Annotated in this window: 16 protein-coding genes; 12 read left to right on the top strand and 4 right to left on the bottom strand. The window is 65.3% G+C overall.

Annotated features, from left to right (window positions below; genetic code table 11):
- Positions 1–74: 74 nt before the first annotated feature.
- Complete coding sequence (uraD, locus tag ACT7B3_RS13890; protein WP_444676922.1) at positions 75–602, bottom strand: 2-oxo-4-hydroxy-4-carboxy-5-ureidoimidazoline decarboxylase; 528 nt, start codon at positions 600–602, stop codon at positions 75–77.
- 171 nt (positions 603–773) lie between these two features.
- On the opposite strand from uraD, the gene uraH reads away from it, so the two are divergent.
- The 3 genes from uraH to ACT7B3_RS13875 all read left to right on the top strand — a co-directional run bounded on the left by uraH (position 774) and on the right by ACT7B3_RS13875 (position 3,273).
- A complete protein-coding gene (gene uraH / locus ACT7B3_RS13885; RefSeq protein WP_445158347.1) occupies positions 774–1,127 on the top strand; it encodes a hydroxyisourate hydrolase in 354 nt (117 codons plus the stop codon).
- Positions 1,128–1,196: 69 nt separating this feature from the next.
- Entirely contained in the window at positions 1,197–2,399 is a 1,203-nt protein-coding gene (locus tag ACT7B3_RS13880; RefSeq protein ID WP_444676924.1) for a urate hydroxylase PuuD, read from the top strand.
- A 130-nt stretch (positions 2,400–2,529) separates the two neighbouring features.
- Positions 2,530–3,273, top strand: a complete 744-nt coding sequence (locus ACT7B3_RS13875; RefSeq protein ID WP_445158346.1) for a GntR family transcriptional regulator — start codon at positions 2,530–2,532, stop codon at positions 3,271–3,273.
- Positions 3,274–3,383: 110 nt separating this feature from the next.
- Here ACT7B3_RS13875 and ACT7B3_RS13870 read toward each other — a convergent pair whose 3' ends face one another.
- From ACT7B3_RS13870 to ACT7B3_RS13860, 3 genes are all read right to left on the bottom strand, one after another.
- Entirely contained in the window at positions 3,384–4,184 is an 801-nt protein-coding gene (locus tag ACT7B3_RS13870; RefSeq protein WP_445158345.1) for an aspartate/glutamate racemase family protein, read from the bottom strand.
- A gap of 109 nt (positions 4,185–4,293) precedes the next feature.
- Positions 4,294–5,673: an NCS1 family transporter gene (locus tag ACT7B3_RS13865; RefSeq protein WP_445158344.1), complete on the bottom strand. Its 1,380-nt coding sequence runs from the start codon at positions 5,671–5,673 to the stop codon at positions 4,294–4,296.
- A 120-nt stretch (positions 5,674–5,793) separates the two neighbouring features.
- A complete protein-coding gene (locus ACT7B3_RS13860) occupies positions 5,794–6,534 on the bottom strand; it encodes an aspartate/glutamate racemase family protein (protein WP_445158343.1) in 741 nt (246 codons plus the stop codon).
- 632 nt (positions 6,535–7,166) lie between these two features.
- On the opposite strand from ACT7B3_RS13860, the gene puuE reads away from it, so the two are divergent.
- The 9 genes from puuE to ACT7B3_RS13815 all read left to right on the top strand — a co-directional run bounded on the left by puuE (position 7,167) and on the right by ACT7B3_RS13815 (position 17,820).
- On the top strand, positions 7,167–8,099 hold the full coding sequence (puuE, locus tag ACT7B3_RS13855; RefSeq protein ID WP_445158342.1) for an allantoinase PuuE: 933 nt from the start codon (positions 7,167–7,169) through the stop codon (positions 8,097–8,099).
- Between the two features lie 245 nt (positions 8,100–8,344).
- The gene (locus ACT7B3_RS13850) at positions 8,345–9,178 is read left to right on the top strand and encodes a bifunctional allantoicase/(S)-ureidoglycine aminohydrolase (RefSeq protein ID WP_445158341.1); all 834 of its coding nucleotides are present in this window, start codon (positions 8,345–8,347) and stop codon (positions 9,176–9,178) included.
- A 300-nt stretch (positions 9,179–9,478) separates the two neighbouring features.
- On the top strand, positions 9,479–9,964 hold the full coding sequence (locus ACT7B3_RS13845; protein ID WP_445158340.1) for an ureidoglycolate lyase: 486 nt from the start codon (positions 9,479–9,481) through the stop codon (positions 9,962–9,964).
- Between the two features lie 158 nt (positions 9,965–10,122).
- Positions 10,123–11,898, top strand: a complete 1,776-nt coding sequence (gcl, locus tag ACT7B3_RS13840; RefSeq protein ID WP_445158339.1) for a glyoxylate carboligase — start codon at positions 10,123–10,125, stop codon at positions 11,896–11,898.
- A 92-nt stretch (positions 11,899–11,990) separates the two neighbouring features.
- A complete protein-coding gene (gene hyi, locus ACT7B3_RS13835; RefSeq protein ID WP_445158338.1) occupies positions 11,991–12,770 on the top strand; it encodes a hydroxypyruvate isomerase in 780 nt (259 codons plus the stop codon).
- Between the two features lie 303 nt (positions 12,771–13,073).
- Complete coding sequence (locus ACT7B3_RS13830) at positions 13,074–13,958, top strand: 2-hydroxy-3-oxopropionate reductase (protein ID WP_445158337.1); 885 nt, start codon at positions 13,074–13,076, stop codon at positions 13,956–13,958.
- Positions 13,959–14,175: 217 nt separating this feature from the next.
- Positions 14,176–15,480 carry a glycerate kinase type-2 family protein gene (locus ACT7B3_RS13825; protein WP_445158336.1) on the top strand — a complete coding sequence of 435 codons (1,305 nt, stop codon included), beginning with the start codon at positions 14,176–14,178 and terminating at the stop codon, positions 15,478–15,480.
- Complete coding sequence (gene pyk / locus ACT7B3_RS13820) at positions 15,477–16,964, top strand: pyruvate kinase (protein ID WP_445158335.1); 1,488 nt, start codon at positions 15,477–15,479, stop codon at positions 16,962–16,964. Before ACT7B3_RS13825 ends, pyk begins: the two co-directional genes overlap by 4 nt.
- A gap of 121 nt (positions 16,965–17,085) precedes the next feature.
- The gene (locus tag ACT7B3_RS13815; protein WP_445158334.1) at positions 17,086–17,820 is read left to right on the top strand and encodes a GntR family transcriptional regulator; all 735 of its coding nucleotides are present in this window, start codon (positions 17,086–17,088) and stop codon (positions 17,818–17,820) included.
- Positions 17,821–17,857 lie beyond the last annotated feature (37 nt).

Raw genomic sequence — 17,857 nt, 5'->3', positions numbered from 1 at the left:
AATCGGAATGGAAGGGCAGCGGGGGCGAAGCCGGAGGCAACGACAGCGCCGAGCGGGCGGCGCTGTCGTTGCGATCAGGATGAGGCGCGATCGTCCAGGCGAAAGCGGGCGATCCGGTTGATCTGCTCGATGGCGGTGCGGCGCTCCTCCTCCCGGTCGTTTACCAGGCGCGCCTCGAAGGCGGCAAGAATCGCGTACCGGTCGCTGCCCTTCACCGCCATGATGAACGGGAACTCGAACTTCTCTTTATAGGCGGCATTGAGCTGCTCGAAGCGTGCCATTTCCTCCGGTGAGCATTGATCCAGCCCTGCGCCGGCCTGCTCACGGGTCGAATCGTCGGTCAGCTCACCGGCGATGGCCGCCTTGCCGGCCAGGTCGGGGTGGGCGCGAATGACTTCCAGTTGGCGTTCTGGCGGCGCGATTCGCAGGGTATGGCCCATGGCCTTGGCCAGGCCCTCAGGGGTGTCGTGCTCGGGTGTCAGCCCGCGCTCCCAGGTCAGCTCGGCCACCCAGGGCGAATGTTCATAGATATCACCGAAGCGGGACACGAAAGTAGTGCGGTCGAGGGTGCTGGGGCGAGGCGTGAGGATGTTGTCGGGCATCGGGTAGCTCCGTGGTAGCGGTGATGGATGTTGCTCTTGAAAGTGTATACAAAAAAATTTTGAAATGTACTACCGAAAGCGCTAAAAATGTTCTCATGAATCGGAAGGAGCGTCCGGTGCACGCCGGACGCCCTCAGCTGGCCTATGAGCATCACACACAGGAGCGACGAGATGGGACGACTCACCACCCATGTACTGGATACCGCGCAGGGCCGACCCGGCCAGGGCATTCGCATCGAGGTCCTGCGCTTGGAAGGCGAGCGGCGCACGCCGCTGAAGACGGTCACGACCAATGAGGATGGCCGCTGCGATGCCCCCATCCTGGAGGACGATGACTTCCAGGCTGGCGAATATGAGCTGGTGTTCCATGCCGGCGACTACCTGCGCGCGCAGGGCGTGGCGGCAAGCGAGCCGCTGTTTCTCAATGTGATCCCGCTGCGCTTCGGCGTGTCCGATGCGTCGCAGCACTACCACGTGCCGCTGCTGCTCTCACCGTATGGGTACTCTACCTATCGTGGCAGCTAGGCCGGAGCTGAGCCGACGTGCCCCTCGGCCACGGGCCGCTGAACAACAACACTGAACGAGAGCTCCTCAATGCAAGCGTACCTGCTGGAATTCGTCAATTTCATGCTGCGGTGGTTGCACGTCATCGCGGCGATTGCCTGGATCGGTGAGTCGATCTATTTCGTGATGCTGGACAACGGCCTCAAGACGCCTAAGGAGGAGGCTTGCCGCAAGAAAGGCGTCTTCGGCGAGATGTGGGCGGTTCATGGGGGTGGCTTCTACCATAACCAGAAGTACGCCACGGCGCCGGCCCGGCTTCCCGAAGACCTGCACTGGTCATTCTGGAAGTCCTATACCACCTGGCTTTCCGGTTTCGCCCTGTTCGTGCTGCTGTACATGACCAATCCCGGCTTCTACCTGGTCAATCCCAACAGCCCCTGGGAGTGGGCCGCCAACATGAGCGGCTGGCAGGCCAATGTGCTGGCGCTGGTCTTCCTGCTGGGTGGTTGGGTGGTCTACAACGAGCTGTGCAAGCGCATCAGCCCCAACATGGAACGTGACGGCGTACTCAGCCTGGCGGTGGCGGTGCTGATGGTAGTGGTGGCCTATCTCAGCGTGCAGATGTTCTCGGGACGCGCGGCCTTCCTGCTCACCGGTGCGGTCATGGCAACCGCCATGTCGGCCAACGTCTTCTTCTGGATCATCCCCGGCCAGCGGCGCATGGTCAACGCGATGAAGGCCGGCGAACAGCCCAATCCACTCGACGGCAAGCGCGGCAAGCAGCGTTCGGTGCACAACACCTATTTCACGCTGCCGGTAGTGCTGCTGATGATCAGCAACCACTACTCCTTCGTGTACAGCCATGAATACGCCTGGGTGCTGATGTCGTTGTTCATTTTTGCCGGCGCCCTGATCCGCCAGTTCTTCGTGCTGATGCACGCCGGCAAGATCCAGCCGGCCTACCCGGTCGCCGGGGTGGCACTGATCCTGGTCGCGTTCTGGCTGGCGGCCCCCACGCAGCGGGCGCCGACCGGGGACGGCATGGCCGAGGCGCCGAGCCAGGAGCGGGTGCAGTCGTTGATCGAGCAGCATTGCGTGGCCTGTCATTCTCGCCAGCCGACCCAGCCCGGCTTCGCCGCGCCGCCCGCCGGTGTCACCTACGACAGCTGGGATCAAATCCTGCTGCAGAAGCCGCAGATCCAGCAGGTGGTGAGCAGCCGCTACATGCCGCTGGGCAACATGACCGGCATGACCGACGAAGAGCGTGAGGAGATCGCTGCCTGGCAGCAATGACCGTAGCTCCAACGGCATGACCCTGCCGCCCTCGGCGCCGCCTTACGGTGGGCCGAGGGCGCTGTCTTTGGTTCGGTAGTCTGGCGTCGAAGCGTATACAATGAGCCGAGAGACGGACTAGGAGGGGATCATGAACCAGCGGCAGCGCCTGGTCGAAGGCGACCCGAGCAAGGCAAAGCCTCGGCGCCTGGGCAAAAACGGGGATGGGGCCGAACGCCATGAGGCGATCTATCGCACCATCAGCGATGCCATCATCGAACATCGCCTGAAGCCCGGGGCTCGTCTGCGCGAGGACGCCCTGGCCGAGGTGTTCGGCATCAGCCGCACCGGGGTGCGCAAGATCCTGCAGCGCCTGGCGCTGGAGCAGCTGGTGACGCTGACGCCACGGCGCGGTGCCAGCGTCACGCGGCCTACCGCCGATGAAGCCAAGGATGTGTTCGATGCACGCCAGATGGTGGAGTGCGGGCTGATGCCTGAGGTGGCGCGCCAGATCACCGCCGCCGACGTGGAGGAGCTGCGTGAGATGGCACGCAGCGAGCGCGAGGCGCTGAGGTCGGGCGAGCAGAGCCGGGCCATCAAGCTCTCTGCCGCCTTCCACGAGCGCCTGGCCCAGCTTTCTGGCAATGCCACCCTGGCGGCCTTTGTCGGACAGCTCTGCTCACGCTCCTCGCTGATCCTCGCCGTCTATGGCAGCGCCGGGCACCTGGGCTGCGAGTCCCACGACCACGACGACCTGATCGGCTACCTGGAGGCGGGCAACGGCGAGCGGGCGGCCGCCTTCATGAGCCGTCATCTCAAGGCCATCGAGGCGTCGCTCTCCATCGTCGAGGAGGAGGAGGAGGCGCCGGACCTGCATAGCATCTTCGGCGGCTGATCACGCGCGCGGACTTCCCAAATGCAAGCCCCCGGGCCATTGGCCCGGGGGCTTGAGTCAGTGCGGCCAGTACTCAGGCGCCGCTGGCAACTGCCGCCGACCGGAGGCGGTCACTCCGCGGTCTGAATGGCCTCGACCGCTGCACGGGCCGCGGCCTTGACGGCCACGACCAGGGGAACATCGAACTGTGGCTGGAGCCGGAGTGCCGAGGCAGAGAGCGGGCCACCACCCATGATCACCGCCTGGGCTCCGTCTTCTTCAACAGACTCCTTCACTGCCTCGGCGAGGGCGGCATCGAGCTTGTCGGGTGACTGGACCAGCTCGGTTGGATCACCCGGGGTCACCCGGACGCCGCGATAAAGCTGCTCGTAGCCCAGGGAGGCGGCTTTTTGCCTGAAGGATTCGATCAATGCCTCGTCGGGCGTGACGGTCACGATGCCGAACACCCTGTTGTCCCGCGCCGCCTCATGGAAGACTTCCTCTCCGATGCCGAACACCGGGATATCGACGCTTTCCCGCAGCTCCTCGAGCCCGGGGTCACTGAAGGCCGAGACGATGATGGCGGCAACGTTGTGATCCCTGGCGGCTTCGACGCCCAGCGTTACAACCCCGGGGGCGGCATCAATCATATCTTGGGGTGTCGTGAGCAGGGGTGGGGCGTCCCTGTTGGTTCTTTCCACCACTTCTGCGACCCCCCTGGTTTCCAGTCTGGCAAGGTCGGCCATCGATCTGGTGGACTCGGTGTTGGAGTTGGGATTGATCAGAGCGATGGTCTTCACTGGAGATGAACCGTTCGTCGCCTGATTCGTTGCATCTTGATTGGCCTGTGCAAGCGGCGTCGCAAGAAAGACGCCCAGCAGGCAACAGGTGGCCAGTTTGAGGCGTGAGGAGTGCAATCGAGCCTGGGGCATGGGGTGGAGCCTCCACGAGATTATGGGCGAGTGGCAAAGAGATGGCAGCGCATCGAGGTGCAGGAGCGATAGATCCCGCCCGGCAGCTGCCGGGCGGGGACGCAGGGAATCACTGACGGAAGCGCTGGCAGGGGGCCCAGTGCTTCATCAGCAGATAGTAGGTCAGGCCGGCCGGGATCAGGCTGGCGTACCAGGAGACGGCGGAGAAGGTGAGGGCGGCGGCGATGCCCACCAGGGTGGCGATGAGCGCGGCGTAGTTGACGCCCTGATAGGGGCCGGTCTCGTCATAGAGCTTGCCGAGGTCCAGCGTGCGGCGGCGGATCAGGTAGTAGTCCACCACCAGGATGGCGAAGATCGGGCCGAGGAAGGCGGAGTAGGTCTGCACGAAGAGCTGCAGGCCGGCAGCGGATTCGGGCTGCACCAGCTTCCAGGGGAAGGTGGCGAAGGCCAGCAGGCCGACGATCACCGTGGAGGTGGCGAACTTGAACTTGAACACGTCCATTAGCACGTAGGTGGGCGGCACCACGTTGTTGAGCACGTTGGTGGTGACCTGGGCGAAGGCGATGAACAGCAGCGTGGTCATCAGCAGCGGGGTGTTGTCCACCGCGTTGGCAAACACCTGGATGGGGTCGGCGGTGCCGGTGGCCTCGGAGACCATGTAGCCGATCAGGCCCATGAACAGGGTGCAGGGCAGGATCGACATGGCATAGATGGTGGTCAGGAGGCTGGGGCGGGTGCCGTGCTTGTGCTCACGTGAGTAGTCGCTGACGTTGAGCATCATGGTGCTGTAGATGCCGAGGAACAGCATGGTGGCCCCCCAGAACGGCATGCCCCACGAGCCTTCCATGGTCAGCAGGTTGGCCGAGAGCTCGTCGCCGTAGCGCTGCACCGTGGCGTAGAACATGTAGGTCAGCGAGGCGAGAATGAAGACGCTGCCGATGTTTTCCAGCCACTTGATGCCCTGGAAGCCCATCACCGACAGGCCGATCTGCAGGAACTGGAAGGCGATGAAGTAGAAGATCAGATTGTCGAAGCCAAACAGGGTGGCTGACACCATGTTCAGCGCACCGGCGCCGATCCAGCTCTGGAAGCCGTACCACACTACCGCCGGCACCGCCCGTACCAGGCCGGGAATGCGCGTGCCGGCGAAGCCGAACGCACTGCGGGCCTGCACCATGAAGGGAATGCCGTACTTGTAGCCGGCGGCGCCATTGATGGCCAGTGCGACCCCGATCACGAAGCAGCCGATGGCGATGGCCAGGGTCGCCTGGATCAGGTTCAGCGTGCCCACCACGCTGGAGCCCATGGCAAAGGTGCCGATGGAGACACAGCCGCCGAACCAGGCCAGGAAGTAGGAGGTGCGCCCCATGATGCGGGTCTGTTGGGGCGCCAGCGATTCTTCGCCCGGGGCCTTGGTGGCGCCCGCTGCAGCGGTGGTGGCGGCAGCCAGCGGCTCGGCTGCGTTACTTTGAGGGGTGTGGTGTTGCATGGCTCTATCCTCGCAAGTCGTTGCTCGGTGTTGTGTTGATACCCGGTGCGCTGGGCTTTTGCGGCATGACGTGCTGATGCGGTTTGTTGTTGTTGGGGGTGGTTGGGAAATGGCGCCTGGCTAGGGCGTCAAGTGGGAATAGCGTTCAAAGCAGCCACTGAAGGGTTTGGGGCGCGGGAAGGCCAGATCCCCCTGCTTGCTGGTGCCAAGTCCCAGCCCGACCAGGGCTTCGGCCAGCTTCACCGCCGCCGTGACGCCCTCGATCACAGGCAGGCCCACTTCCCGCGACAGGGTGTCGGTCAGGTCGGCCATGCCGCCGCAGCCCAGCACGATGGCGCCGATGCCGTCCTCGTCACGGGCGCGCTGGCATTCGTCGATGATGCGCGATAGCGCTGTGGCGCCGTTCTCCTCCAGGTCGAGAACGGGTATCTCGGCGGCCCGAACGCGGCGACAGTGATGACGGAAGCCGTACTGCTCCAGCAGGTGTTCGGCGATGATGCCGGTGCGCGACAGGGTGGTGACCACCGAAAAGCGCGTGCTGATCAGGCTGGCCATGTGAAAGGCTGCCTCGGCAATACCGATTACCGGAGCGCGGGTCAGTTCGCGTGCCGCCAGCAGGCCGGGGTCGCCGAAGCACGCGATCACATAGGCATCGGTGCCTTCCTTCTCTCCTGCCAGCACCTCCTCAAGCACCCCTACGGCGCTGATGGCTTCGTCGAAATGGCTTTCGATGGAGACGGGGCCGTCGGCGGGCTGGGTGGCGACTATCTGCGTGCCGGGGGAAGCCACACGCTGGGCCGCCTCGCCGATCTTGCGAGTCATGGCGGCCGTGGTATTGGGGTTGATAATGCGCAGGCGCATGGGAATTCCTTTTTCGTGGACAATTAAAAATATCTTTGTACACAAAATAGGCTTGTCAGACGCTGAACGCAAGCGCCATGTCGGCACCGTCCTGACTGTGTTTTATTGGTGTTAAATCAGATGCTTATGTTTTTCTTGTGGGGTTGTTTCAGTGATTTCTGTGTTTAGACTTAGGTAGTACTGGTGGCAGGAAAGGCCGCATTGGATGCTTGTCTCTTCATGAAATGTATACAATTTATGTTGCGATCTTGTGATACCGCTTCTAACCACCTTCACATCGCTGCTTCTGGCAGCGCACCTGCCCAAGGTGACGTCTCTTGGTAGCTATCCTTCTTGGCAGGCTTTCTTCTTGACGCTATGGCGCTCTCACCCGGCGAGTCAGGTGCGGTCAGTGGTTGCCATGGCCAGTTTTTTTGTATACAAAAAAGGCGAGACCGAGTTGCCGCTTGTTTCGCTGGGTACCTCTCGGTCTTCAGTCGCACCAGCACGCTTCGTCAAGCGGAGGAGTGGCGGATATTGCAAGAATGATGGATACAGTCTATTTTCTATATTGTATACATTTGACTCCGCCAGTTTTGTTGCACTCCCCTGGAAAGCCGCGGCGCAAGGTCAAGAACAAAGAGGAAGCGCAGATGAGCATCAGCCGTGATTACCCCCGCGATCTGGTCGGCTACGGCCGCAATCCGCCTCATGCCAACTGGCCGGGGCGAGCCAGAATCGCCGTTCAGTTTGTGCTCAACTATGAAGAGGGCGGCGAGAACTGCGTACTGCACGGCGACGCAGGCTCCGAGCAGTTCCTCTCCGAGATCATCGGTGCCGCCGCCTATCCCGATCGCCACCTGAGCATGGAGTCGATCTACGAGTACGGCTCACGGGCCGGCGTGTGGCGCATCCTGCGTGAATTCGAGCGCCGCGGCCTGCCGCTGACGGTGTTCGGTGTGGCCATGGCCTTGGAGCGTCATCCGGAGGTGGCTCAGGCGTTCAAGGAGCTGGGCCACGAGATCGCCTGTCATGGCTACCGCTGGATTCACTACCAGGAGGTGCCCGAGCACGTCGAGCGCGAGCATCTGCAGCGCGCCATGGAGATCTTCCAGCGCCTCTACGGCGAGAAACCCCAAGGCTGGTACACCGGCCGCGACAGCCCCAACACCCGGCGTCTGGTGCTCGATGAGGGCGGCTTCCTCTATGACAGCGACTACTACGGCGACGACCTGCCGTTCTGGACCCGGCAGGCCGATAGCCAGGGTGCGGAGCACGATCACCTGATCGTGCCCTACACCCTGGACAGCAACGACATGCGCTTCGCCGCACCCCAGGGCTTCAATACCGCCGACCACTTCTTCACCTATCTACGTGACGCCTTCGACGTGCTCTACGCGGAAGGCGAGGAGTCGCCCAAGATGCTCTCGGTGGGCATGCACTGCCGGCTGCTCGGCCGCCCCGGCCGCTTTCGCGCCCTGCAGCGCTTCCTCGACCATATCGAAGCCCATGGCCGGGTGTGGGTGACGCGCCGTGTGGATATCGCCAGGCACTGGATGGAACATCATCCGGCACCGGGGCGCTGACATGATCAATGTCGCAGCCGGGCACCGCTCGAGGCTGATCCGTCAACAGGCCTGCGAGGGGGCGCTGTGACCCTTCCCTGGGCGCTACCGATGCCATCCATGGCATCGGACCCCCTCTTCGGCCTGTTCCCGGCGCCTCTCGCTGCGTTATCGGGCCGTTCCACCCCGACGCTGCCGGGTCGCCAGATCCGGATCGTATGCTACGCGGAAGTTCCTGAACCGTTTACTGACCAGCAGGACCCCTAATGAGCCAACGCACCTATTACGCCCCCCATGGCGGGCATCCACCCCAGACTCAGCTGCTCTCCGACCGGGCGGTGTTCACCGAGGCTTACGCCTTCATTCCCAAGGGCGTGATGCGCGATATCGTCACCAGCAACCTGCCGTTCTGGGAGCAGACTCGGCTGTGGGTCCTGGCGCGCCCGCTTTCAGGCTTCGCCGAGACCTTCTCCCAGTACATCATGGAGGTGGGGCCGGGCGGCGGCAGCGAGAAGCCCGAGCTCGACCCCGGTGCCGAGGGCGTGCTGTTCGTGGTGGAAGGCGAGATGACCCTGACCATCGCCGGCGAGCGCCACGAGATGGTGCCGGGCGGCTACGCCTTCCTGCCGCCGGGCTGCCACTGGCAGCTGCGCAATGAATCCAAGGCGCCGGTGCGCTTCCACTGGGTGCGCAAGGCCTACGAATTCGTCGAGGGCATTGAGGTGCCGCCGGCCTTCGTGGTCAACGAGAACGACATCGCGCCCAACGAGATGCCCGAAACCGACGGTCGCTGGGCTACTACGCGCTTCGTCGATCCGGCCGATGTGCGTCACGACATGCACGTCAACATCGTCACCTTCCAGCCCGGGGCGGTGATCCCCTTCGACGAGACCCACGTCATGGAGCACGGCCTCTACGTGCTCGAGGGCAAGGCGGTCTACCATCTCAACCAGGACTGGGTCGAGGTCGAGGCGGGCGATTTCATGTGGCTGCGCGCCTTCTGCCCGCAGGCGTGCTACGCCGGGGGGCCGGGGCCGTTCCGCTACCTGCTGTACAAGGACGTGAACCGTCACGCGGCGCTGCGGCTGGGGACTCGCTGAGACACAGGGGGCTTGCAGTAACGTTGCCGAGTTTTCCGATCTCAGCGACGTTAGGGGCGCCGGGGGCAGGCCGGAGAGGAGGTCTTTTGCCAGGGGTGAGGAGCACTGCTCCGAACGGGCTGGCCATGGATGGCCAGCACCGGTCCTGCAAGCGAAGCAGGATGCGAGAGCGAAGCAGGGCAAAAGTAGCGCCCAGGGATGGGTTCACAGCGCCTCATCGTCGGTCCGGCGCTCCGGGGCCTGCCGCCGGAACAGCCCCGGCGATACGGGCTAACTGCTGATTGATTTCGAGGGGCTAACATGCTGGAACTCAAAGCCGAGCCGCTGACGCCTGAGGCCTTCGCGCCCTTCGGTGACGTCATCGACACCCGCACGGCGGACTATTTTCACATCAACGCCGGACGCACCCGGCGCTACCACGACCTGGCCAAGGTCGAGACCCTGGGCGAGCAGGCGAGGGCGCTGATTAGTATCTTCGTCAGCCAGCCGGTGTCGATCCCGCTGGAACTCGACTTCCTCGAACGCCACCCCCAGGGCAGCCAGGCCTTCATGCCGCTGCACGAGGAGCGCTTCGTGATCGTGGTGGCGCCGCCGGGCGACAGCATCGATCCGACCGAGGTGCGCGCCTTCGTCACCGACGGGCGCCAGGGGGTGAACTATCGCGCCGGCACCTGGCACGCCATCCAGTCGGTGCTCAATCGTGAAGGGGAGTTCCTGGTGGTGGACCGAGGCGGTGAAGGCAACAACTGCGACGAGCATCCGCTGGCGCTGAGAATAGTGCTTTAATCCATACCCAAGCGTCTGATTACGCTTGGGTTTTTTCTTTTCATAAAATATATGAAAATATTTTCCACAAACGCTTGACGCTGCGGGCGGCTGCTTCTAGTCTCGGCATATAGAAAATATTTCCAAAAACAAAACTAGCCACTCTCGGAGGGTCCGTCATGGCTCGTATGACCGCAGCAGAAGCCGCCGTTCATGTGCTCAGGAAAGAGGGCATCGATGTTGCCTTCGGTGTGCCCGGCGCTGCCATCAATCCGTTCTACTCCGCCCTGCGCAAGATCGGCGGCATCGATCATGTGCTGGCGCGCCACGTCGAGGGCGCCTCGCACATGGCGGAGGGCTACACCCGCACCCAGGCCGGCAACATCGGCGTGTGCATCGGCACCTCCGGCCCCGCCGGCACCGACATGATCACCGGGCTCTATTCGGCCAGCGCGGACTCCATCCCGATCCTGTGCATCACCGGCCAAGCGCCGCGTTCCCGGCTGCACAAGGAGGACTTCCAGGCCGTCGACATCCAGGCCATCGCCGGGCCGGTGACCAAGTGGGCGATCACCGTGCTGGAGCCGGCCCAGGTGCCGCGCGCCTTCCAGCAGGCCTTCCAGTTGATGCGTTCGTCACGGCCGGGCCCGGTGCTGATCGACCTGCCCATCGACGTGCAGATGAGCGAGATCGAGTTCGACCCGGACACCTACGAGCCGCTGCCGGCCTACAAGCCGCGCGCCTCCCGCGCCCAGGCGGAGAAGGCCATGGCCATGCTCGACGAGGCCGAGCGGCCGCTGATCGTCGCCGGCGGCGGCATCATCAACGCCGACGCCAGCGCGCTGCTGCAGGAGTTCGCCGAGCTCACCGGCGTGCCGGTCATTCCCACCCTGATGGGCTGGGGCACTCTGCCCGATGACCACCCGCTGATGGCCGGCATGGTCGGGCTGCAGACCTCACACCGTTATGGCAACGCCACGCTGCTCGAATCCGACTTCGTGATGGGCATCGGCAACCGCTGGGCCAACCGTCACACCGGCAACCTCGAGACCTATACCAAGGGGCGTAAATTCGTTCATGTCGACATCGAGCCGACCCAGATCGGGCGGATCTTCGGCCCCGACTACGGCATCGTCTCCGATGCCAAGGCGGCGCTGGAACTGTTCGTCGAACTGGCCCGCGAGAGAAAGGCGGCGGGTACGCTCAAGGATCGCAGCGCCTGGGCCGAGTCGTGTCAGGAGCGCAAGCGCACCCTGCTGCGCAAGACCCACTTCGACGAGGTGCCGGTGAAGCCGCAGCGGGTCTACGAGGAGATGAATAAGGTATTCGGCAAGAATACCCGCTATATCAGTACCATCGGCCTGTCGCAGATCGCCGGCGCCCAGTTCCTGCATGTGTACAAGCCGCGCCACTGGATCAACTGCGGCCAGGCCGGTCCGCTGGGCTGGACCATTCCCGCTGCGCTTGGCGTGTGCAAGGCCGACCCCAGCGCGGAAGTGGTGGCGCTCTCCGGCGACTACGACTTCCAGTTCATGATCGAGGAGCTGGCCGTGGGCGCGCAGTTCAACCTGCCCTACATCCACGTGCTGGTGAACAACTCCTACCTGGGGCTGATTCGCCAGGCCCAGCGCGGCTTCGAGATGGATTACTGCGTGCAGCTCTCGTTCGAGAACATCAACTGCCCGGAGATCAACGAGTACGGCGTCGATCACGTCTCGGTGGTGGAGGGGCTGGGCTGCAAGGCGCTGCGCGTCACCCGGCCCGAAGAGATCGCGCCGGCGCTGAAGGAAGCGCGTGAGCTGATGAAGCAATACCGTGTGCCGGTGGTGGTGGAGGTGATCCTCGAGCGGGTGACCAACATCGCCATGGGCACCGACCTCGATGCCATCAATGAGTTCGAGGCCCTGGCCGACGAGGGCGCGGATGCGCCGACTTCTATCGCCCAACTCACTTAACTGCGAGAACTCACCGTTTCGATTGATTGGCAGGCCGGGTCAGCCCCGTATGACAGACACGCGAGCCCTGGCCACGAACCAAGGAGACAACTATGCCCAAGTTTGCCGCTAACCTCAGCATGCTGTTCACCGAGGAGGATTTCCTCGACCGCTTCAAGGCCGCCGCCGAGGCCGGCTTCAAGGGCGTCGAGTACCTCTTTCCCTACGATTATTCCGCCGTCGAGCTCAAGGCGCGGCTCGACGAGCACGGCCTGACCCAGGTGCTGCACAACCTGCCGGCCGGCGACTGGGCTGCCGGCGAGCGCGGCATCGCCTGCCACCCGGAGCGGGTCGAGGAGTTTCGTGCCGGCGTGGAGAAGGCCATCGACTACGCCACCGTGCTCGGCTGCAAGCAGGTCAACTGCCTGGCCGGCATCCAGCCCCAGGGCGTGAGCCTGGAGCAGGCGCGGCGCACCCTGGTGGAGAACCTGCGCTACGCGGCGGAGAAGCTCGAAGCCGCCGGCATCCTGCTGCTGGCCGAGCCGATCAACACCCGCGACATCCCGGGCTTCTTCCTCAACCGCACCGAGCAGGCCCTGGCGATCTTCGACGAGGTGGGCAGCCCCAACCTCAAGCTGCAGTACGACATCTACCACATGCAGATCATGGAGGGCGATCTGGCGCCGACCCTCGAGAAGCACCTGGATCGCATAGCTCATGTGCAGATCGCCGATACCCCGGGGCGTCATGAGCCGGGCACCGGCGAGATCCACTACCCGTTCCTGTTCGCCCATCTCGACCGGCTGGGCTACGACGGCTGGATCGGCTGCGAGTACAAGCCGAAGACGACAACCCGTGAAGGTCTGGGCTGGCTGGATCAGGCCCGCGGCTGAAAAATGCCGCAGACCTTTTGACGAGGGGCGCCGGGGGCAGGCCGAAGAGGAGGTCTTTTGCCATGGGTGAGGAGCACTGCTCCGAACGGGCTGGCCATGGATGGCCCGCACAGGTCCTGCAAGCGAAGCAGGATGCGAGAGCGAAGCAGGGCAAAAGTAGCGCCCAGGGATGGGTTCACAGCGCCTCCTCGTCGGTCCGGCGCCCCGGGGCCTGTCGACGGGTCAGCCCCGAGTGGCGACGTCATATGCGACAACCGCCGGGCAAGGCTGCAACGACAAAGACAAGCTGAAAGGAGAATCATCATGAGCAAGATCGGTTTCATTGGCCTTGGCATCATGGGCCGCCCCATGGCGGGGCATCTGCTGGATGCCGGCCACGAACTCGTCACCGTCAAGCGCGGCACGCTGGACGCCACCCTGGCCGACAAGGGCATGCGCGAGGTCGACAGCCTCCGCGCCGTGGCCGAGCAGGCCGAGGTGATCATCACCATGGTCCCCGATACTCCTGACGTGGAAGAGGTGCTGTTTGGCGAGGAAGGGGTTGCCGCAGGGCTCAAGCCGGGCACCCTGGTGATCGACATGAGCTCCATCGCGCCCATCGCCACCCAGGGCTTCGCCAAACGCATCCATGACGCCGGCGGCGAGTACGTTGATGCGCCGGTCTCCGGCGGCGAGGGCGGTGCCATCAACGCGGCGCTGACCATCATGGTGGGCGGTACCCAGGAGGGCTTCGAGCGCGCCCGGCCGATCCTTGAAGTGATGGGCAAGACCATCACCCATATCGGCGGCCACGGCGCCGGCCAGACCTGCAAGGTGGCCAACCAGATCGTGGTGGCACTCACCATCGAAGCGGTAGCCGAAGGCCTGCTGTTCGCCTCGAAGGCGGGCGCCGACGTGGCCAAGGTGCGCGAGTCGCTGCTCGGCGGCCTGGCCCAGTCGAAGATCCTCGACGTGCACGGCGAGCGCATGATCAAGCGCACCTTCGATCCTGGCTTCAAGATCAAGCTGCACCAGAAGGACCTCAACCTGGCGTTGGAAGGTGCGCGCAGCCTCAACCTGGCGCTGCCCGGCACCGCCAATGCCCAGCAGCTGTTCCAGGCCTGTGCCGCCCAAGGCGGGGAGGAGTGGGACCACGCCGGCATCCTGCGCGCGCTGGAAGCGCTGGCGGCCCACGAAGTGGGCAGCTGAACCAGGCTCCCTGGGGCAGCGTTGAGCGGCGTTCGGCCACTGCCGGCACGTTCTAGGCTGCTTTTTCGGCAGGCGTCGGGTCGTCGTCTGCCGAGCGACCACTGCGGTGGTCCTTGTCTCGGCGGCGGGTGCAGTGGGGACCCAGCCCGCCGCCGGGCTTTTTTCTTTCGTACCCGGCTGTTACCGTCGAAGCTGTCTTCCGCTGCGAGGTGTGCTCATGATTCCCGACCTTCCTTCCTTCGAGCCTGCGGGGGACGTGGCGGGCTGGCTGTGCCGGCTTGCCGATGTCGCCGTGACGGCCGTGCATCCCCAGACGCTGGTGGCCGATCTGCTGCCCGATCCACCGCCCGGGCGCACCGTGGTGGTCGGTGCCGGCAAGGCGGCGGCCTCCATGGCCGCCGCGCTGGAGCGTGCCTGGCAGGCGCGTTGCCCCGACGCGCCGCTCAGCGGCCTGGTGGTCACCCGCTATGGCCACGCTGAAGCGTGCCAGGTGATCGAGGTGCTCGAAGCCTCCCATCCGATGCCCGACGACCTGGGCGAGAAGGCCGCCCGCCGCATGCTCGAGGCCGTTGCGGAACTGGGCCAGGACGACCGCGTGATCGCCTTGATCTCCGGCGGCGGCTCGGCGCTGATGACGCTGCCCGCCGATGGCATCTCGCTTGCCGACAAGCAGGCGATCAATCGCGAGCTGTTGCGCTGCGGCGCACCGATCGGCCAGATGAATACCGTGCGCCGCCACCTTTCCGCGATCAAGGGCGGACGCCTGGCGGCGGCGGCACACCCCGCCCAGGTGGTGACCTGGCTGATCTCCGACATTCCCGGCGACGTGGCCACCCAGATCGCCTCGGGGCCGACCCTGCCGGATCGCTCGACCCCGGCCGATGCGCTGGCGGTGCTGGAGCGCTACGCCATCGACGTGCCCGACCACGTGCGTCGCCACCTGGAGCAGAGCCAAGGGGCGCCATCCCCCGACGACGCGGCCTTCGCCCGCGATGACAGCGTGACCCTGGCGCGGGCCTGCGATGCGCTGCAGGCCGCCCGGGCAGCGGCAGAGGCGGCCGGCGTGAACGTACGGGTGCTGGGCGATGACCTGGAGGGCGAGGCCCGCGAGCTGGGCCGGGCCCAGGCGCGCCTGGCGTTGGAGGCGCGCGACGAGATAGACGCACCGCTGCTGATTCTTTCCGGCGGTGAGACCAGCGTCACCGTACGCGGTGACGGGCGCGGCGGGCGCAACGTGGAATACCTGCTGGGGCTGTTCGAGGCCCTGGCCGGCACCGAAGGGATTCATGCCCTGGCCATCGACACCGACGGCATCGACGGCTCCGAGGACAACGCCGGTGCACACTTCTCGCCCGACGACTGGCAGCGAGCCCGCGAGCAGGGCCTGACGCCTGTCGATTACCTGTCACGCAACGATGCGTATACTTTCTTCCAGGCATTGGACCGGCTCATCGTCACCGGGCCGACCCGCACCAATGTCAACGACTTCCGTGCCATCCTGGTCTTGCCGAGGACACCATGACGCTTCCGCCCCATGCCCCCATCCACGACCCCATCCGCCGCACCAAGATCGTCGCCACCCTGGGTCCGGCCAGCGACCGCGAGGGCGTGCTGGAGGCGATGCTTCGCACCGGCGTCGACGTGGTGCGCCTCAACTTCTCCCACGGCTCGGCCGACGACCACCGCCGCCGCCTGAGCGCCGTGCGCGAGATCGCCGAGCGCCTGGGCAAGAGCGTGGCCGCCCTCGGCGACTTGCAGGGGCCCAAGATCCGCATCGCCCGCTTCAAGGACGGCCCTGTGGTGCTCGCCCCGGGCCAGCCCTTCGTGCTCGACATGGCGCTCGACGGCAACGCCGGCGACGCCAGCCGCGTCGGCTGCGACTACAAGCAGCTGATCGACGACGTCGCCCCCGGCGACCGCCTGCTGCTCGACGACGGCCGCCTGGTGCTCGACGTCGAGCGCATCGAGGGGCAGCAGGTGCACACCGTGGTGGTCACCGGCGGCAAGCTCTCCAACAACAAGGGCATCAACAAGCAGGGCGGCGGGCTCTCGGCCCCGGCGCTGACCGACAAGGACAAGGCCGACCTCAAGACCGCCATCGAGATCGGCGTCGACTACCTCGCCGTCTCCTTCCCACGCTCGGCCGAGGACATGCGCGAAGCACGCCGCCTGCTTGGCGAAGCGGGCCAGGAGATCGGTCTGGTCGCCAAGCTCGAGCGCGCCGAGGCGGTGGCCGACGAGGCCACCCTCGACGGCATCATCGAGGCCAGCGAGGCGGTGATGGTGGCCCGCGGCGATCTCGGCGTGGAGATCGGCGACGAGAAGCTGATCGGCATGCAGAAGCGCATCATCAAGCGCGCCCGCACGCTCAACCGCGCGGTGATCACCGCCACCCAGATGATGGAGTCGATGATCACCTCGCCGCTGCCCACCCGGGCCGAGGTGTTCGACGTCGCCAATGCGGTGCTCGACGGCACCGACGCGGTGATGCTCTCGGCCGAGACCGCCGCCGGCGACTACCCGGTGGAGACCCTGGAGGCGATCCGCCGGGTGTGCCTGGGCGCCGAGCGCGAGCGTGTGGCTCAGGCGTCGGGGCACCGCATCCACGAAGGCTTCTCGCGCATCGACGAGACCATCGCGCTCTCCGCCATGTACGCCGCCAACCATCTCAGCGGGGTGGCCGCCATCGCCTGCATGACCTCGACCGGCTACACGCCGCTGATCGCCTCGCGCATCCGCTCGGGGCTGCCCATCGTCGGGCTGGCCCACAGCCCGGTGGCCCAGCGGCGCATGGCGCTGTATCGCGGGGTGGTCTCGCTGCCGTTCGACACCAGCGACATGGCGGCCACGGAGCTCAACGACCGGGCGCTGGCGCTGCTGGTGGAGAAGGGGATTGCCGAACCGGGGGATCATGTCATCCTGACCCGGGGCGATCACATGAACGCCCACGGCGGCACCAATACCCTGAAGATCCTCGACGTGTCCGAGTCTCACCGCAGCGCCTGACCGAAACCTGGCGGCTAGCGTCGGTTTTCACGAGGTTTTGTATACAGAAGGCCGGGGTTCGTGTGGCCAGGTTGCGCGAAACATGCGAAGGTAAGCCCAACAACGGGAGTGAGGGCGACCCATGAGCACGACCTGGCAGGACGAAATTGCCGCCGAGACCCGCGGGGGAGGGCGGATCAGCGATCGCTTCATCGTCGACAAGGTGCGCGAGGCGGTGCTGACCCAGCGCCTGCCGCCCGGCACGCGCCTGCCCGAGGTGGCGCTCGGCGACATCTTCGGGGTCAGCCGTTCGGTGGTGCGCAAGGCGCTGACCCGGCTGGCCGCCGACCACGTGGTCAGCCAGCAGCCCAACCAGGTCGCCCGGGTACGCGCGCCGAGCATCGAAGAGACCCGCGAGACCTTCTCGGCCCGGCGCCTGGTTGAGGGCGAAGTCGCGGCGTTGCTGGCCGGCCGGCTCGATGAGGCCAGGCTTGCCACCATCGCTTTGCGGGTCGAGCAGGAGGCTGCGGCCCATGCCCGCGGCGACGAGGCGGCGCGCATCGAAAACTCGCTGGCCATTCACCATCTGCTGGCCGAGCATTCGCCCAACCGGGTGCTTGGGGCGATGCTCACCGACCTGATCCTGCGCACCTCCATCGTCATCGCCCTCTACAAGCGTGCGGGCCTGACCAGCTGCTACCTGGCTGAGGATCATCCCGCTTTGCTCGCCCACCTGCGTAGCGGCGACGGCGAGGCGGCACGCACGTGCATCCACGATCATCTCCAGGCGCTGGAAGGGCTGCTCGACCTCAGCACCCGCGAAACCCGCATCGACCTGATGGCGATTCTCGGCCAGCGCGAGACCGCCTCCCCCTGAGCGGCCTGGGCGGCCAGCGAAGGGGTACCTCCCCTGG

The sequence above is a fragment of the Halomonas sp. E14 genome (assembly GCF_052568415.1).
This window is presented reverse-complemented; position numbering and strand designations above follow the sequence as displayed.

Coding starts and splice junctions, on each gene's coding strand:
- pyk (WP_445158335.1), top strand. CDS start 15,477: ATGACGCTTCCGCCCCATGCCCCCATCCACGACCCCATCCGCCGCACC.
- uraH (WP_445158347.1), top strand. CDS start 774: ATGGGACGACTCACCACCCATGTACTGGATACCGCGCAGGGCCGACCC.
- ACT7B3_RS13875 (WP_445158346.1), top strand. CDS start 2,530: ATGAACCAGCGGCAGCGCCTGGTCGAAGGCGACCCGAGCAAGGCAAAG.
- puuE (WP_445158342.1), top strand. CDS start 7,167: ATGAGCATCAGCCGTGATTACCCCCGCGATCTGGTCGGCTACGGCCGC.
- gcl (WP_445158339.1), top strand. CDS start 10,123: ATGGCTCGTATGACCGCAGCAGAAGCCGCCGTTCATGTGCTCAGGAAA.
- ACT7B3_RS13845 (WP_445158340.1), top strand. CDS start 9,479: ATGCTGGAACTCAAAGCCGAGCCGCTGACGCCTGAGGCCTTCGCGCCC.
- ACT7B3_RS13865 (WP_445158344.1), bottom strand. CDS start 5,673: ATGCAACACCACACCCCTCAAAGTAACGCAGCCGAGCCGCTGGCTGCC.
- ACT7B3_RS13850 (WP_445158341.1), top strand. CDS start 8,345: ATGAGCCAACGCACCTATTACGCCCCCCATGGCGGGCATCCACCCCAG.
- uraD (WP_444676922.1), bottom strand. CDS start 602: ATGCCCGACAACATCCTCACGCCTCGCCCCAGCACCCTCGACCGCACT.
- hyi (WP_445158338.1), top strand. CDS start 11,991: ATGCCCAAGTTTGCCGCTAACCTCAGCATGCTGTTCACCGAGGAGGAT.
- ACT7B3_RS13870 (WP_445158345.1), bottom strand. CDS start 4,184: ATGCCCCAGGCTCGATTGCACTCCTCACGCCTCAAACTGGCCACCTGT.
- ACT7B3_RS13825 (WP_445158336.1), top strand. CDS start 14,176: ATGATTCCCGACCTTCCTTCCTTCGAGCCTGCGGGGGACGTGGCGGGC.
- ACT7B3_RS13830 (WP_445158337.1), top strand. CDS start 13,074: ATGAGCAAGATCGGTTTCATTGGCCTTGGCATCATGGGCCGCCCCATG.
- ACT7B3_RS13860 (WP_445158343.1), bottom strand. CDS start 6,534: ATGCGCCTGCGCATTATCAACCCCAATACCACGGCCGCCATGACTCGC.
- ACT7B3_RS13815 (WP_445158334.1), top strand. CDS start 17,086: ATGAGCACGACCTGGCAGGACGAAATTGCCGCCGAGACCCGCGGGGGA.
- ACT7B3_RS13880 (WP_444676924.1), top strand. CDS start 1,197: ATGCAAGCGTACCTGCTGGAATTCGTCAATTTCATGCTGCGGTGGTTG.